This window comes from Streptomyces sp. NBC_01497 (assembly GCF_036250695.1).
Lineage (GTDB): Bacteria > Actinomycetota > Actinomycetes > Streptomycetales > Streptomycetaceae > Streptomyces.
Map to the genome: position 1 here is coordinate 3621916 of NZ_CP109427.1, position 16836 is coordinate 3638751.

8 protein-coding genes are annotated in these 16836 nt (G+C 72.2%); 5 read left to right on the top strand and 3 right to left on the bottom strand.

Going from position 1 to position 16836, the window contains the following annotated elements:
- Positions 1-46: 46 nt before the first annotated feature.
- The 4 genes from OG310_RS15470 to OG310_RS15485 all read left to right on the top strand — a co-directional run bounded on the left by OG310_RS15470 (position 47) and on the right by OG310_RS15485 (position 8761).
- Positions 47-1912, top strand: a complete 1866-nt coding sequence (locus OG310_RS15470) for a phospholipase C (protein ID WP_329456463.1) — start codon at positions 47-49, stop codon at positions 1910-1912.
- A gap of 348 nt (positions 1913-2260) precedes the next feature.
- Positions 2261-4027: an FG-GAP repeat domain-containing protein gene (locus tag OG310_RS15475; RefSeq protein ID WP_329456464.1), complete on the top strand. Its 1767-nt coding sequence runs from the start codon at positions 2261-2263 to the stop codon at positions 4025-4027.
- A 364-nt stretch (positions 4028-4391) separates the two neighbouring features.
- Positions 4392-6467 (top strand): alpha-L-rhamnosidase-related protein, encoded by a 2076-nt coding sequence (locus OG310_RS15480; protein ID WP_329456465.1) that lies wholly within the window; start codon positions 4392-4394, stop codon positions 6465-6467.
- Positions 6468-6469: 2 nt separating this feature from the next.
- Entirely contained in the window at positions 6470-8761 is a 2292-nt protein-coding gene (locus OG310_RS15485) for an alpha-L-rhamnosidase-related protein (RefSeq protein WP_329456467.1), read from the top strand.
- A gap of 85 nt (positions 8762-8846) precedes the next feature.
- On the opposite strand, the gene OG310_RS15490 is transcribed toward OG310_RS15485, so the two are convergent.
- Positions 8847-11531 carry an alpha-L-rhamnosidase-related protein gene (locus OG310_RS15490; RefSeq protein WP_329456468.1) on the bottom strand — a complete coding sequence of 895 codons (2685 nt, stop codon included), beginning with the start codon at positions 11529-11531 and terminating at the stop codon, positions 8847-8849.
- Between the two features lie 409 nt (positions 11532-11940).
- Here OG310_RS15490 and OG310_RS15495 point away from each other — a divergent pair, with 409 nt between their 5' ends.
- Positions 11941-13398 (top strand): glycoside hydrolase family 76 protein, encoded by a 1458-nt coding sequence (locus OG310_RS15495; protein WP_443078853.1) that lies wholly within the window; start codon positions 11941-11943, stop codon positions 13396-13398.
- Between the two features lie 239 nt (positions 13399-13637).
- On the opposite strand, the gene OG310_RS15500 is transcribed toward OG310_RS15495, so the two are convergent.
- Together OG310_RS15500 and OG310_RS15505 are read right to left on the bottom strand one after the other, a co-directional pair.
- Complete coding sequence (locus OG310_RS15500) at positions 13638-15233, bottom strand: glycosyltransferase family 39 protein (protein WP_329456469.1); 1596 nt, start codon at positions 15231-15233, stop codon at positions 13638-13640.
- A 371-nt stretch (positions 15234-15604) separates the two neighbouring features.
- A complete protein-coding gene (locus OG310_RS15505; RefSeq protein ID WP_329460201.1) occupies positions 15605-16777 on the bottom strand; it encodes a serine hydrolase domain-containing protein in 1173 nt (390 codons plus the stop codon).
- Between the last annotated feature and the right edge of the window lie 59 nt (positions 16778-16836).

Below are 16836 nucleotides of genomic sequence, written 5' to 3' on the forward strand. Positions count from 1 at the left end.
CGCCCGTGGGGGGAGTGGCCGGTGCGCAGGCATGGATAGGTGACAGATGTTCAGTGCAAGAGCCATGACGGCGCCGGGCCGGCGCGGCGCGGGGAAGGCCGCGGCGCTGCTCGCGGCCGCCGCGCTCGTCGCGCTCGGGGGTTCGGTGGCCCCGGCCTCCGCTGCCCCCAAAGCGAAGGACAACAGCGCGAAGACGACCACACCGATCAAGCACGTGGTGGTCATCTTCGACGAGAACGAGTCCTTCGACCACTACTTCGCGACGTACCCGAAGGCCGCCAACACGGACGGCACGCCCTTCACCGCGTCGAGCAAGACGCCCAAGGTCGACAACCTGGCGAGCGCCGGGCTGCTGAAGAAGAACCCGAACCAGTACGCGCCGAAGCGCCTGAGCCCGGCCGAGGCCCAGACCTGCTCGCAGAACCACAACTACGGGCCCGAGCAGCTCGCCTACAACAACGGCAAGGCCAACAAGTTCGTCGAGAACACCGAGACGGACACCTGCTCCGGCGGCCTGTTCGGTGAGCCCGGCCTGTCGATGGACTACTTCGACGGCAACACCACCACGGCGCTGTGGAACTACGCCCAGCACTACACGCTGAGCGACAACTCCTACGACTCCAACTTCGGCCCGTCGACTCCCGGCGCGCTGAACCTGGTCTCCGGCCAGACCCACGGGGTCATCTCGGTCGACCCGACCACGGGCACCGAGAAGCCGAAGCAGACGGCGACGCCCAGCTCCGCCGTGCTGGCCTCGCCGGACAAGAAGGGCGTCGGCACGGTCATCGGCGACCCCGACCCCGCGTACGACGACTGCGCCGACACGAACCACACCTCCACCACGCCGCTGGCGGCGATGCAGGGCCAGAACATCGGTGACCTGCTCAACGCCAAGAACGTGTCCTGGGGCTGGTTCCAGGGCGGCTTCCGCCCGACCACCGCGTGGGACGGCACGAAGGGCACCTACGCCGCCTGCGGCGCGACGCACAAGAACGTCGGTGGCACCTCGGTCGTCGACTACAGCCCGCACCACTCGCCGTTCGAGTACTACAAGTCGACGTCGAACCCGCACCACCTGGCGCCCGCCAGTGTGAACGAGATCGGCCACAGCGGCCGCGCGAACCACAACTACGACCTGACGGACTTCGACGCCGCGCTCTCCGCGCAGAAGCTCCCCGCCGTGTCGTTCCTGAAGGCCGCGCAGTACCAGGACGGCCACCCCGGCAACTCGGACCCGACCGACGAGCAGAACTGGCTCGTCGGCGAGATCAACAAGATCCAGAAGTCCGCGGACTGGAAGTCCACCGCGATCGTCCTCGCGTACGACGACTCGGACGGCTGGTACGACCACGTCTCGCCGCCCGTGCTCAACGGCTCGAAGGACACCACGCTCGGCTCCAACGGCAAGACCACGGACGCCGTCGCCTGTCAGCAGGGCCCGAAGGCCAAGGGCGGCTACGCCGACCGCTGCGGCCCCGGCCCGCGCCTGCCCATGATGGTCATCTCGCCCTACGCGAAGACCAACGCGGTCGACCACACGCTGACCGAGCAGGCCTCGATCACGCGCTTCGTCGAGGACAACTGGTCCACGAAGAAGGTCGGTGACGCGTCCTTCGACACGCGCGCCGGCACGATGAACAACTTCTTCAACTTCAAGAAGCCCAACAACGTCGAGGTGCTCCTCGACAAGAAGGGCGCTGTCTCCAGCATCAAGTCCATCCCGAAGAAGGCCCCGAAGCCGGCGAAGGACGTCAAGATCACCGGCCCGATGGGCGGCGGTCTCGACGGCTCCGGGCTCGCCTCGCAGGCCTCCGACTCGTCGTCCGTGACTGTGCCGGTCGTGGCGGGCGTCGCCGTCCTGGTCGCGATCGGCGGCGGCGCGGCGATCCGTCAGCGCCGACGCGCCTCGTAACACCGCGGTACCCGACGTGCGGCACGCGCCGCACATCGACGAAGGGGCGGCGCCGGTCCGGCGGCGCCCCTTCACGCGTTTCGCGGCCCTTCCGGCCGGGCCACCACCACCGGTCCGCTCGTCCGCGCACCCTCACACTCGTCCGCGCGGAGCACGCCTCATCCCGCCTTCTCCACCAGGGACTTCGGAAGGGACCTCGGATCGGCCCCCGCGTAAATTCCGATGTTTCCGTGAGGTCGCTGGGGCTATAGTGATGTGCCCGAGTCGGTCACATTGACGATGGGGTCTTTCACTTTTCACGCGCGTGGACACATCCGACGCGCGTCTTTCACATCCCTTGGGGGGGTTGTGTCGCATTCCTCTTCGGCGCGCATTCGCACGCGCCGTTCCGGCCGCCTGATCGCGGTCTGCACATCCGGGATCCTCGCCGCGGGCGCCTTCGCGCTCGGTCCGGCCGCCGTCGCCCAGGCCGACACCGGCTCCGGCGCTCCGCACACCATCGCGCCGGTCGCACCCAAGAACACCGGGACGCCGACGTTCAGCCTTCCGAAGAAGGCCACGACACCCACGAAGCGGGCCCGGTCGCTGGCCAAGTCCGCCGCAGGCGCGCCGCTTACCACACCCCGCTTCGACACGAACGGCGACGGCATCGCCGACGTGCTGCTCGAAGGGGGCAACAGTGTCGGGGTGATGGACGGAGCCAGCGGCGAGGGCACCGATCTCGGCCAGACCCAGCAGCAGTACCTGGACATCCTCACGCCCGGCCACGAGACCTCCGCGGACACCCAGGTCCTGTCGCTCACCACGACCGGCAAGCTGTCGCTGTGGGACCTGTCCAGCTTCCCGCAAGGCAGCCCGCTGTGGACCGGCTCCGGCTGGAACACGTACAACAAGGTCGTCGCGGTCGGCGACATCAACGGTGACGGCCAGGGCGACCTGCTCGCCCGCACCCACACCGGCGAGCTGTACCTGTACAAGGGCACGGGCAACGCGTCCAGCCCGTTCAGTGCCAAGGTCGACGTCGGCCACGGCTTCGGCATCTACGACCAGCTGATCGGCGCCGGCGACATCACCGGCACCGGTTACGAGTCCCTGGTGGCCCGCGACCTCAACGGCGACCTCTGGTACTACAAGCTGGACGGCACGGCGTCCTCGCCGCTCGCGGCCCGGGTCAAGATCGGCACCGGCTGGAACACGTACAGCCAGATCGTCGGCTACGGCGACGACGAGACGCAGCAGGGCGGCATCCTCGGCCGCAAGGTCGGTGGCGACCTGTACTACTACACCGGCGCGGCAGGCGGCAGCGGGACCAGCACCCTGACCGCGCGATTCTTCCTCGGCTCGGGCTACAACAGCACGCTGATCGGCGGCCAGGGCAGCACCCCGGTCTGGGGCAAGAACAACCTCTTCGGCGTCACGTCCGGGGGCGACGTCTTCTACTACTACGGACCCGGCTCCGGCGGGCTCAGTTCGCGCCAGTCGGCCGGTTCCGGCTTCAAGGGCCTCAAGGTCGTCGCTCCGGTCTCGCTGACCAGCGCCGACGAGGAGCCGATGCTGTACGTCTACCAGGGCACCCTCTACAACGGCACGCCCGGCTTCGAGAACGTGAGCACCACCGGTTTCGGGAGCTACAACCTGCTCGCGGGCCCCGGCGACCTGACCGGTGACGGCAACAGCGACCTGCTCGCCCGTGACACCGGCGGCACGCTGTGGCTCTACCCCGGCAAGGGTGACGGCAACTTCAGCGCCAAGAAGAAGGTCGGCACCGGCTGGAACGCGTACAACCAGCTCGTCGGCGCGGGTGACATCAACGGTGACGGCTACGCCGACATCGTGGCCCGTAACTCCTCGGGCCAGCTGTACTTCTACGCGGGCACCGGTTCGGCGACCGCGCCGTTCAAGGCCAAGTCGCTGGTCGGCCCGGGCTGGAACACCTTCACCAAGCTCGCCGCGCCCGGCGACCTCGACGGTGACGGCCGCGCCGACATCGTCGCCGTCACCTCCGGTGGCCAGCTCTACCGCTACTCGGCCACCGGCCACACCGGCACGAGCACGTTCAAGGCGCGTGTCGAGATCGGCACGGCCGGCTGGAACAGCTACACCTCGGTTCTCTGACGTACGCGACGTCAGGGCTGAGTCGAGCTGAAGCCTGATCCGGAGCCGCTGTCCCGTCCTCGGGGCGGCGGCTCCGGTGTTCGTCCCCGGGCCCGGTGCCCCCGGCGCGCACACCGCGCCGGGGGCACCGGGCCTTTCGTGTCGGGCTCGCCTTCCGGTCCCCATCCGCATGCCCCGCCCGGCCCGGCTTCCGCCATCGCGTCGCCGAGACGCGACCGTGCACGCCTCTGGACTCCCTCGTGGCCATCGCCGTAACCTGCTCGGCAGTCGTGATGGTTGAAACGTTATAACCCACCTCACCGGGAGCATGATGACTCGCGCAGCAGCACACGGCCCCCGTCGTCGCACCGTCATCGCGGGTGCCATGACATCCGCCCTGCTCAGCACGGTCGGACTGGACGCGGCGCAAGCGGTCGCGGCCCCGTCCACGCGCCCGGGACCGGGGGGCCGCAAGGCACCGGCCGGGCCTTGGGATCGGTTCAATCTCTCGCCCCGGAGCCGGACGGTCCGGCCCGTCGCCACCCATCCGAGACCCGGCGCGCCCACGGTGCTGCACGGTCAGGGATCGTCCGTCACCTTCGACTTCGGCCAGGAGACCGGTGGTTTCGTCACCCTCGCCTTCGCCGCCTCCACCGACCCCGACCAGGTCGTCGGGATCACCTACTCCGAACTGTCGACGTATGTGAGCACCACCTCCAGCGACGGGTCCAACGGCGGCTCGAACAACGAGCCGCCCGTGCGCTACGCCGTCACCCCCGGCGGTACGATCAGCACCCGCCGGGACCATCCCGTCGCCGGGGCGAGCGACGCGGCGGCGGCTGATCCGCTCTCCCAACTGCGGGGCGGCTTCCGCTATCTGACCGTGGTCAACGAGAGCGGCGGCACCCTCGCGCTCACGGACGTGTCGGTGAGCGTCACGTTCGCCCCGAACGCGGCGGACCTGCGCGCGTACCCCAACTACTTCCACTGCTCCGACGACCTGCTCAACCGGGTCTGGTACGCGGGTGCCTACACCGTCCAGACCAACATCGTCGCCCGCGACCAGGGTCGCGTCTGGGGCCCGCCGGACCTCGGCTGGAACAACAGCGCGCCCGTGGGCGAGTCCGGTGACACCGTGCTCGTGGACGGCGCCAAGCGGGACCGTACGGTGTGGCCGGGCGACCTCGGCATCTCCGTGCTCACCGACTACGTCTCCCTCGGCGACCTCGACACCGTCCGCAACTCGCTGCGGACGCTCTACAACCACCAGGACAGCTCGTCCGGCGCTCTGCCCTACGCCGGGCCCGCCGTCGACTTCATCGGCAACTCCGACGCCTACCACCTGTGGACGCTCATCGGCACGGCCGGTTATGTGCAGCTCTCCGGGGACGTCGGCTGGGGCCGCTCGATCTATCCCGCCTTCGTCAAGGCAGTCCGCTTCTCCACGGCGAAGCTCGACAGCGACGGGCTGCTGAACGTGACCGCCGCCGCGGACTGGGCCCGCACCGACGCGGACGGCAAGAACCTCGAAGCCAACGCCATCATGTACCGGGCGCTGACCACCGCGGCGGCCCTGGCCCGTGCCGTCGGCGACGCCACGTCGGCCGCCGACTGGTCGGACCGCGCCGCCGCTCTCAAGGCGGCTCTGGCGAACGGTGGTTACTGGGACGAGACGGCGGGGCTCTACCGCGACAAGCCCTCCGGGGCGGGTGCCTCGCTGTATCCGCAGGACGGCAACTCCCTCGCGCTGTGGTTCGGCCTCGTCGACGACCCCGCGCGCGCCGCCGCCATCAGCGCGGCTCTCGCGGCGCGTTGGACGCCGGTCGGCGCACTCACCCCGGAGAAGGGCGACGCGTCGGTGCACCCGTTCCCCGGCGGCATGGAGGTGCACGGGCACTTCGCGGCCGGCCGGGACGCCACCGCGCTGGAGCTGATACGCCGCGAGTGGGGTTACATGCTGACCGCACCGCAGGGCACGGCCAGCACCTTCTGGGAGGGCTACCGCACCGACGGCACCTCCGACTACGGCGGCTCGTACATGAGCGCGGCGCACGGCTGGTCCACCGGCCCCACCTCGGCCCTGACCTACCGGCTGCTCGGCATCGCGCCGGCCGAGGACGGCGGGGCGGGCCACACCGTCGTACCGCACCCCGGCGGCCTGACGTCGGCCGAGGGCAGGCTGAGTACGGCGGACGGTGTCATCGACGCGTCCTGGGTGGCGGGCAGGGAGGGCCACGGCTCGTTCGACCTGACGCTCGCCGCGCCGCGCGGCGCGGTCACCGAGGTGGGCGTACCGGTGCCGGACGGCGGCCGCGGCTGGGTCGTGACGCTGGACGGCAGAACGGTGTGGGACACGACGTCCCGTGCGTCCGGGACTCGTTGCACGGACGGGTACGTGCGGCTGCGCGGCCTGGCCGGCGGGACCCACCGCCTGGCCGTGCGGCGGGGCGGGAGGCACTGACCATGACGCGGAAAAACCGAAGCTCCCGGCCGCACCCCACGGCCCGCCACCGCGCCGCGCGCGGTCCGCTCGCCGCCGCGGCGGCCGGTGCGGCGCTGCTCGCGCTGCTGCCGGCCACCGCGCCGGCCACCGCCGCACCCGCGCCGACCGCCGGTGCGCACCCGGCTGGCGGCGGTCCCTGGTCGGCCGCCGCGTACACACCGCGCCCCGGTGACTGGAAGCCCTACGTCCTCGCACCGACCCACCACACCGTCACCCCCACGCGCGTCAGCTCCAGCGACCCGCGCGGCGGCACGATCGCCGGCGACCCGGCCGCGCTGACCGGCGCGAAGGGCCGCACCCTGCGCCTGACGAACGCCCCCGACGGCGCGCGCACCTCCTCCCCTCTCGTCACGCTCGACTTCGGCAAGGAGGTCGGCGGAAAGATCCGCATCCACGTGGCGGGCAGCTCACCCACCCCGCCCCAACTGCACGTCTGCTTCAGTGAGTCCCTGCAGTACGCGGCGACGACCCCCACCGCGAACAGCGGCGAGGCCGCGTACGCGCCCGGCTGCGACACCGCCAACATCTGGAACGGCTACCCGGGACAGCCGTACACGTACGACTCCGACAGCCACACCCTCACGTTCGACCCGAAGCACCTGCCCGCGACGCTCACCGACGGGCAGGACCGGGGCGGCTTCCGGTACGCGACCCTCTTCCTCGACGGCCCCGGCCACATCGACCTCGGCGCCGCCTCGCTGCAGTTCGACGCGGCGCCCAAGCAGCAGGACCCGGCCGCGTACAAGGGCTGGTTCCTCTCCAGCGACAACGACCTCAACAAGATCTGGTACGCGGGCGCCTACACCGTCCAGATGGACACCTGGATGCCGGACACCGCCAAGAGCTGGCCGTACACACCCGGCGAGCCCGACCAGGCCGACGCGGTGATCCCCGGCGCGGACCCCGGCAAGGAGGTCATCCTCGACGGTGCCAAACGCGACCGGGTCGTGTGGCAGGGCGACCTGGCCGTCCAGGGGCCCGTCACGTACCTGACCACCGGCGACACCGACGCCGTCGACAACTCCCTGTCGTCCCTGGCGGGTCAGCAGCTCGCGGACGGCTTCGTGCCCGCGGAGAGCCTCGTCGGGCAGCACAACCAGGACGAGATCCGCACGTACGGCGAGTACGTCACGTGGTTCCTGTACAACCACTACGAGCACTGGCTCTACACCGGCGACACCGCGTACCTGAAGAAGTGGTGGCCCGCCCTGACCCGCGCCACCGCCTGGCTCGAATCGGTCCGGCGGCAGGACCCCCAGGGCCTCATCGCGTTCGGCGACGCCGGCTCCTGCGGGCACTACGGCTACAGCGACTGCGGGCACGAGACGTACGTCAACGCGCTGTACGTCCGCAACCTGCGCGGCATGGCGCAACTCGCCTCCGCCGAAGGGGACAAGAGCGCGTCCGGCACCTACGCCGCGCGGGCCGGGGAGGTCGCGGCGGACATCAACACCCAGCTGTGGGACCCGGCCACCGGTGCCTACCGCCTCTCCCGCGAGACACCGGACGCCTACCCGCAGGACGCCAACGCGACGGCCGTGCTGACCGGTGTCGCGGACCAGGACCAGGCCACCCGCGCCCTGGACTACCTGCACCGCTCCAGCTGGAGCACGTACGGCGCCCTGACCGTCGCGCCCAGCACACCGAACCCGTCCGTCTCCCCGTTCTACGAACCGCTGCCCAGCGGCTTCGAGGCGAGCGCCCGGCTGTCGCTCGCCGACCCGAGCGGGGCGCAGCAGGACCTCGGGCTCGATCTGATCCGCACCTTCTGGGGACACCAGCTCGCGGGCGACCCGGGCGGCACGTTCTGGGAGAAGGCCGACCTGGCCGGGAACCCGGGCATCGCGCAGTTCACCAGCCTGGCTCACGGCTGGGCGTCGGGCCCGACGGTCAGTCTCACCAACCAGGTGCTCGGCGTGACCCCGACCGGTCCCGGCTTCTCGTCGTACGAGATCGCTCCGGTGCCCGGGGACCTGCACTGGGCGCAGGGCGCGGTGCCGACCCCGCACGGCAGGATCACCGCGTCCTGGCAGGCCACGGCACACGGCTTCACCCTCACCACCGACGCACCCCGCGGCACCCGTGGCCGGCTCTCCGTCCCCACGGGCGGCAAGCACGTGAGGGTGACCCTCGACGGCCGCACCGTCTGGACCGGCACGCATGCCGCCCCGGGCGCCCACGCCACCGCCGACGGCACCCACGTCCTCATCGACGACGTCGGGCCGGGCCACCACACCCTCAGCACACACTGAGCGGGGCCGGACAGCTCATACCAGGACGGGCCGTTTCCCCTCGTCGCCGTTGCGACGAGGGGAAACGGCCCGTCCGTGTGCGGTACTACTTCGCGGCCGTCGTGAACGTGTGCGAGCCCGCGCCGAGACCGGTGACCGTGATGTGCGTGGCGTCCTCGGTGACGCCCTTCGCGCGGGCCCCGCGGCCGTCCCACAGGACGCTGCGGCCCGAACGGACGACCAGCCGGCCCTCGCCCTTCGGCAGCGCCACCGAGCCGCGGGTGCCGTGCGGGGCGTCAACCGACACGGTGAGGGCAGCACCGTGGCCCCGCTCCCATCGGACGGCCAGCGGTCCGTGCGGTGTGGGCAGTTGACCCTGCGCCCAGGTCACCGAGGTGTCCGGGCAGGGGCGTACGGCCCACTCGGCGAAGCCGGGGGCGGTGGGCATGGCGCCCAGCAACTGGTTGGTGAGCGCCGGCAGCACGCCCGTGGACCAGCCGTGGGCGCAGCTCGTGTACGCGTCCTCGTACAGCGAGCCGTTCGGGCCGACGCCCTCCCAGTGGGTGATGCCCGGGTCGTGGCCGGCCATCCATCCGTAGGTGCGGCGGATCTGGTCGATGGCCGAGTCGGCGCGCCCGCTCTCGAAGCGGGCCACGAACTCCGGGTACGACGTGAAGGCGTAGACCCGCTGCGAGGCGCCGCCGAACAGGGTGTCGTTGTCCATGAACGCGTTGCCGTAACGGGTCTTCGTCGTGGCATCGAGGTGGTCGAGCGCGGCGAGCGCGCGGTCCGGCCCGGCGACGCCCGCGGTGATGGCGATGGCGTTGCCGTCCTGGGCGTGGCGCACGGCGCCGGTGGCGGAGTCGAGATAGGCGCCGGCCGCCTCGTCCCACAGCAGGGTGTTGACGGCCTTCGCGACCGCGTCCGCGCGTCGCGTCCACCGGTCCGCGTCGGCGCCGTGGCCGAGGTACGTCGCGAACGCCGCCGCGTCCTTGAGCGCCTGCACGTAGTTCACGTTGTAGTACGTGACGCGCCCCGTGCGGCCGAGGAACGCGTAATCGCCGTATCCGTCCGTGCCGTTGAGGCCCTTGCTCAGCAGGCCCGCGCTGTCCGTGACGCTCGGGTACCAGGTGTCGAGGAGCTTCACCAGCTGCGGGTAGTAGCGGGCCGCGTAGGCCCGGTCGCCGGTGTACAGCACGTAGTCCCAACTGCACGTCACCCACCACAGCGGATAGTCGAACAGCGGGAGTGTGTAGTTGTTGATGGACGCGGGCGGTATCCAGCCGTCGGCACGCTGGTGGTCGGCGAGGTCGGCCAGCACGTTGCGCGCGGCCTCGGCCGCGTCGTCGTGTGTCAGGTAGAGCGTACGGGCAGAGACCGCGAGGTCCCCGACGTACGGGTCCCGGTCGCGCTTCGCGCCGTCGTGCAGCACGAGTTTGCCGTCGAGCGTGGGCGAGAACGCGTCGCGCGGGTCGACGTCGTCGCGCCGGAAGTGGTCGGTGACCAGCTCGTTGGTGTACGCGGCGGCGTACCAGTAGCGGTTCAGTTCGTCGTCGGAGCACTGGAAGTAGCCCCGGTAGCTGCCGGGCGTGCCGACGTACGCCGTGAAGTCGAGTTCCACCGAGTCGACGGCGACCGTGCCCCAGGGCTGCGCGGCGGGCGCGTCGGACGCCAGGGCGTCCAGGGTGATCTTCAGGTAGCGGAAACCGTGCAGCCCGTCCGCGTAGACCTTGTCGGGGGCCGACGGGTCGTCGCCCGCCCCGTACCCGCGCCTGTCGTCGTGCCAGTCGGCACCCCGGACGGGCACCGCGAACTGGTCGGTGCCCTGGCCGGGGTCGCCCGCCTGGTCGCCCCGGGTGAAGTCGGAACGGGTGGACAGGAACTGTGTCGACTCGGAGAACGCGAGCCGGACGCCCGGGCTGTTGTCGGAGGCGTAGGCGAACCGGACCCGCGGGTAGCCCACGACGACCTTGCCGAAGTCGAGGGTGACACCGGCCGGTTCGATGACCGGTACGACATCGGGCCAGACCTCGTTGACGCGGGTGAACTCGCCCGCGGGGGTGCTCTGGTCGGCGGTCACCGTGATGCGGACGGAGGTGGTCGTGACGGGCGCGTCGAACGGCACGGGCCGCTGCACGGCGGTGTTGCCCGTGACGCTCGCGGCACTCTGCCAGACGGAACCGTCCCAGGTCTCGACGGTGAACGCGGTGGGCACGCCGTCCTGGTTGGACAGCACGGTCACGCCGGGCAGCGCGCGGGCCGCCGGCATGGTCACCGTGAGGATGTCGGGATAGACGCCCTGGGTGTCGTCGTTCCAGAAGGTGCCGGGGTCGCCGTCGATCGCGTTCTTCGCGTCGTACGTACGGGGGTTGCCGTCGTTGCCGTTGTTCGGCCCGTGCGCGGAGGACGCCTGCGCGGTGGTGCCGTCGGGCCAGGCGGGCGGCGCGGTGGGGCGGGCTCTGGTCAGGACGGTGGGCCGGCCGCCGGGTGCGAGCAGGCCCTCGGGGTCTCTCACGTCCCCGGTGACGGAGCCGGACAGGATCCGGACGGGGCGGACGGTACGGGACGAGGGCCCCTGTACGTAACGGTGCCAACTGCCCGCCGCGGCAGGCCCGGTGGCGTGCGCGGGCGGCGTGGCGAAGGCGGTGCCGGACAGCGGGCCGAACGAGACGGCGCCTGCGGCGACGCCCGCGGCGCCGGCTGCGAGGACGGTCCGCCGGGCGGGACCGGAACGCTGCGCGGAGGCGGGGCGTCCGGGGCTCGGGGCGTCGTCGTGCTGCCTTGAGGTCATGGTTTCGCGGCCTTTCGCACGGAGGAAAGCGAGGGATGAAACGTTTCAAACGTCAAGGTCAAGCGTGACGGTATACCGGTGATCGACCGCTGTACAGAGACTCGACAGATGCTCGGCGGAGACTCGGCGGGTGGCTTGGCGGAGACCCGACAGCTGCTCGGCGAAGGCTCGGCGGATGACGCGACGGAGACTTGGCGGAGGGCCCCCTTGACGTGTCCGCGCCCAGAGCGCTCCCCTGGGGGTGGCCGCGCTTCCCGTCCGGCGCGCGCTCCCCCACGACGACGGCCGCGCACCGCGACCGGAGAGGACAGCCGTGCACCCCACATCCGTACGGACCGCCATCACGCGCGGGAGACATCTGACGCTCCTCACGACCCTGGCCCTGTGCCTGCTCACGTCGTTCCTCGCGCTGCCCGGCCGGGCGGCGGCAGCCCCCGCCCGGACGCGACAGGCCACCGCGGCACCGGCGCCGGCGCGGGAAGCCACCGCGGCCGCCGGCATCTGCGACCTCTACTGCGACGCGCGCGACCCGTCGAACGCCACGAGCCAGCGCACCGCCGCCACCGCCACGGTCGGCGGCAGGACCATCACGCTGATGCTGTCGGACAACGATGTCATGGGCTGGGCCACCATCGGGAACGGCGGCCAGGGAGACGAGGTCTGGCTCGACCGCTCCTTCGACGGCGGCCGGACGTGGGCATCGGGCAGCAAGCTCGGCGACACCAGCACCCCGGCCGGCTCGGCCGGCTGGCGCAGCCAGATGTACAACGTGGACGACTGGGTCAACGCGGGTGTCGGCGCCCTGCGCGCCTGCGGCCAGGCAGCCGGCGGAACGGCCATCGCCTGCACGCAGTGGGCCCGGGTCAACCGCAACGCCGCCACCCCCAGCACCGCCGCCGCCACCGCGCTGATGATGCTCTACGACAACAAGACCGGCCTGTTCGAGTCCAACGGCTGGTGGACCGGCGCCAACGCGCTCACCGCGATCATCGACAACAGCCGCGTCAGCGGCATGGGCAGCTACCGGTACGCCATCTCCACGACGTACGACCTCAACAAGAACGCCCAGGGCGGCAACTTCACCAACAACTACCTGGACGACACGGGCTGGTGGGGCATGGCCTGGATCGACGCGTACGACCTCACGGGCGACAGCCGCTACCTCGACACGGCCCGCGCCGACGCCGACCACATGAACGCGTACTGGGACACCGGCTCCTGCGGCGGCGGCGTGTGGTGGAGCTCGGACACCGACAAGCGCTACAAGAACGCCGTCACCAACGAGCTCTACCTGGAACTCGACGCCGCCCTGCACAACCGCATCGCCGGCGACACGACGTACCTCGGGCGGGCCCGCGCGGAGTGGTCCTGGTTCCAGGGCAGCGGCATGATCAACGGTGCCCACCTGATCGCCGACGGCCTCAGCTCGGGCACCTGCGCGCCCACCGGCCAGACGTACACGTACAACCAGGGCGTGGTCCTGGGCGGGCTCGACGAGCTGTACCGCGCGACCGGCGACACCTCCCTGCTGAACACGGCGCGGACGCTCGCGACGGCGTCCACCACGTCGGCCGCCCTCAACCCCTCCGGCGTCCTCAGCGACATCGGCGAGGCGAACGACTGCTCCTCGGACGGCGCCACCTTCAAGGGCCCCTACGTACGCGGTCTCGCGGCGCTCAACAGCACGCTGTCCGACCACCCGTACAGCGCCTACCTGGACCATCAGGCCGATGCGGCGCAGGCGCACGACCGCAACACGCTCGACCAGTACGGCCCGCACTGGAACGGCCCGTTCGCGCTGTACGCGCAGGGGCACGGCTGCCAGCAGGCGGCACTGTCCGTGCTGAACGCGGCCCAGGAGAACTGACAGCACCGACGGACCCGGGCGGTCGACGGACCCCGGCGGTCGACGGGCGGGGCTCGGCGGGGACGCAGGGCGGCCGGCCGGGCTCGGCGCGGACGCGGGGCGGGCGGCCGGCCGGGCCGATCGGCCGCCCGGTGCGACGCAAAGACGGACGCCGACCGCGCGGGGCCCGCGATCAGGCGGCCCGTCGAGCGCATCGAGCGCGTCGAGCCCGTCGAGCAGCGCGGTCGTACGGGAGACGGTCAGGGCGCCATCCGGCCCGGGCCCGGGCCGGGCCGCCGGGCGGGACAGTCGCCGCGGCGCGCGTACAGCACCACCTGGGCACCCTGGACCGGCACCCGCGCGCACTGAACGAAGAAGCGCCCCAGCACCTCCCGCTTCACGGCCTCCTGGCGGGACATGTCGAGCGGCTGGTCCCCGGGATCGGTGAGCGCCACGATCCGCCGGGCCCCCAGCACGCGCTGCCGGATCACCGGCGCGGGCAGTTCCACGCCCTCCAGCGTGCGCGAGCGCACCGGGCCCCGCCGCAGCGCCAGATCCCGCAGGCCCCGGTAGGCGCCCGGATACGAGAGCCGCCACTCGCGCCGCCTGGCCGGCATGAACAGCATGCCGTCCGCCTCACCGTGCGCCGTCATCCGCCGCACCGTGTACGCGACGGCCGCGACGTCGTCCTTCCGGCTGTCCGGCGTCCGCATCTCCAACGACACCGGCAGCAGCGCGAGGACCGCGAGCGCCACCCCGGCCCGCACCCCGAGCCGGGACCACCGCCGCGCCCGGGGAGTATCCCGCGCCGGGCGGTACGCCAGCAGCAGGTCGAGCGCCCGCCCCACGACGAGCGCGAGACCGACGTACGAGTACAGGACGTACCGGTCCACGTACATGGGCCGGTACGCGGCGGCGGCCAGCAGCAGCGCCGTGGGCGCGATCAGCAACGGCAGCCCGAGCCGGGCGGGCGACACCGGCCCCGCACCCGCCGCGTCCGCCCCCGCCGCCCGCGCGACCCCGTACGCGCAGCCGACGCCCAGCGCGGTGACCCCCGCGATCCCGGCCCACTGCGCGACATCCGGGCCCGCGATCCAGGACACCTGGTCCGACTGGCCGGTACTGAACACGGCGAGCGGCGCGACCGCGAGGACCGCCGCCCCCACCGCGACGCACCACGCGCGCCGTACCGCGCGCGGCACACCGGCGCTCAGCACGGTGATGCCGTGCGCGACGAGCGCCAGGAGGGCGAACTCGTGCAGCCAGGCCGCGGCGGCCGCCGCCGCCGCGTACCCGGCCCACGACCACCGCCCGCCGCCGTCGAGCGCCCGCACGAGGAGGTACGTCGCCAGCGCGACCAGCGCGCCCACCGACGCGTACGACCGGCCCTCCTGCGCGTACATCTGCACCAGCGGCGCCAGGGCGAACACCACTCCGCTCGCCAGCCCGGCGCGATGGCCGGCGAGCCGGCGCCCCGTCAGCGCCACCAGGGCAGCCGCGGCGGCGGTCGCCACGACGGACGGCAGCCGCAGCACCGTCAGCCCGCCGTCCCACATCTGGAACAGCGCGTGCATCAGCAGGTAGTAGACGCCGTGCACCGCGTCGACATGGGCCAGCATCCGCCCGATCTGCCGGACGCTGCGGTGCGCCACCTGGTAGGTCACCGACTCGTCGCGCCACATCGAACCCTGCCGCGTGACACCCCACAGCCCGAGCCCGGACGCGAGCAGCGCAGGCCCCAGCGCCGTGGCCCACGGCCCCGTCCACCACCGCCCGGGAACCGCCTCGCGGGCCGGCCGGACGCCACCGCCACGCTGTCGGGGGACGGTGGCGGAGGCGAGGACACGCGGCGGCATGACACCCGACCGTACCCGCACCGGCCGAGCGTGGCAGGGGAACCGTTCCGTGGTGTCGACGGTCCTGCGCGTCCGCGTCTCCTGCGGGCCGGCACAGGCCCGCCTGTCCGGCACGCCGAACGGGGCGGCGTCCCCGGCGGCTCCGCAGCTCAGCGTGTCCTACGGCGCGAGGACACCGCGTCGACCGGGCCCACCGGTTCACCGGGCCACAAGTCCACGACTCCACGGGTTTCCGGGTCCACGGGTCCGGCGGGGAGCGGGCCGCCTCGTGCGCGGGATGAACGACGCACGGGCGCCGCCCGACCGGCCCTGCCCCGTGCCCCGGCACCCGGGCCCCTGGCCCCTGGCCCCCGGCCCCTGCCGCAGCGCCTCTAGCCCAGCGCCTTGCGCACCGCCTCGACCAACGACGCCGCACGCACGTCGTCGGCCCCCTCGACGATGTTGTTCATGACGTAGCCGAAGGCGATGCCGTGCCCCGGGTCGGCGAAGGCGAGCGAACCGCCCCGGCCGGGGTGGCCGAAAGCGCTCGGGCCGGTCAGCGGGCTCGCCTCGGTGGGCAGCATGTATCCGGAGCCGAACCGGCTCGGCAACATGATCACCAAGTCGTCGCCGTGTGACTGCTCCTCGGTCGCCGCGGCGACCGTTTCCGAGGTGAGCAGGCGTACGCCGTCCACCTCACCGATCAGCCCGGCGTACAGGCGCGCCAGGCCGCGCGCGGTCCCGATGCCGTTGGAGGCCGGGATCTCGGCGGCCTGCACCTCGGGCGCGTTGAAGTCGATCGCGGCCGGGTCGGTCAACGCGAACGCCCTCGTGCTCAGGGACGCCGGGTCACGCAGCGCGGCGACCATCGCGCGGAACTCCTCGGGCACCAGATCGAGGGGCACCGTGGCGAGGTCAACGGCCGGCTGCTCGTACACCATGCGGCTGACCCGGCCGCGCTCGCTGTCCGGCAGGCCGATGAAGAAGTCCAGCCCGAGCGGAGCGGCGATCTCCTCGGCGAAGAAACGGCCCGGCGTACGGCCGGACACCCGGTGGATCACCTCGCCGACGAGCCATCCGAAGGTCCGGCCGTGGTAACCGTGCGCGGTACCCGGAGCCCACTGCGGTCGCTGCGCGGCCAGCGCGTCAACCATCGGCTGCCAGGCCAACGCCTGCTCCACCGGAACCGGTTGGTCGAGGGCCACCAGGCCCGCCCGGTGGGACAGCAACTGGCGCACCGTGATCCCGGCCTTGCCGTTCGCGGCGAACTCCGGCCAGTAGGAGGCCACGGGAGCGTCCGGATCCAGCTCCCCGCGCTGCACCAGCAGATGTGCGGCGGTCGCCGTCGCGCCCTTCGTGGCGGAGTAGACCAGCTGAAGCGTGTCCCGCTCCCACGGCCTCCCGGCATCGGGGTCGGCGATCCCGCCCCACAGGTCCACCACCGGCAGCCCGTGCTGGTACACGCACACGGCCGCGCCGACGTCCGCGTGCCGCGCGAAGTTGGCCTCGAACGCCGCACGCACGGGCTCGAAGCCGGCCGCGACATGCCCCTCGATCGTCGTCATGCCGTCCATCCTGGCACCACGGGGATCCGGGGCCGACGGGGCCGTCCCCCGGCCGTCCC

Coding starts and splice junctions, on each gene's coding strand:
- OG310_RS15470 (WP_329456463.1), top strand. CDS start 47: ATGTTCAGTGCAAGAGCCATGACGGCGCCGGGCCGGCGCGGCGCGGGG.
- OG310_RS15480 (WP_329456465.1), top strand. CDS start 4,392: ATGACATCCGCCCTGCTCAGCACGGTCGGACTGGACGCGGCGCAAGCG.
- OG310_RS15485 (WP_329456467.1), top strand. CDS start 6,470: ATGACGCGGAAAAACCGAAGCTCCCGGCCGCACCCCACGGCCCGCCAC.
- OG310_RS15490 (WP_329456468.1), bottom strand. CDS start 11,531: ATGACCTCAAGGCAGCACGACGACGCCCCGAGCCCCGGACGCCCCGCC.
- OG310_RS15500 (WP_329456469.1), bottom strand. CDS start 15,233: ATGCCGCCGCGTGTCCTCGCCTCCGCCACCGTCCCCCGACAGCGTGGC.
- OG310_RS15505 (WP_329460201.1), bottom strand. CDS start 16,777: ATGACGACGATCGAGGGGCATGTCGCGGCCGGCTTCGAGCCCGTGCGT.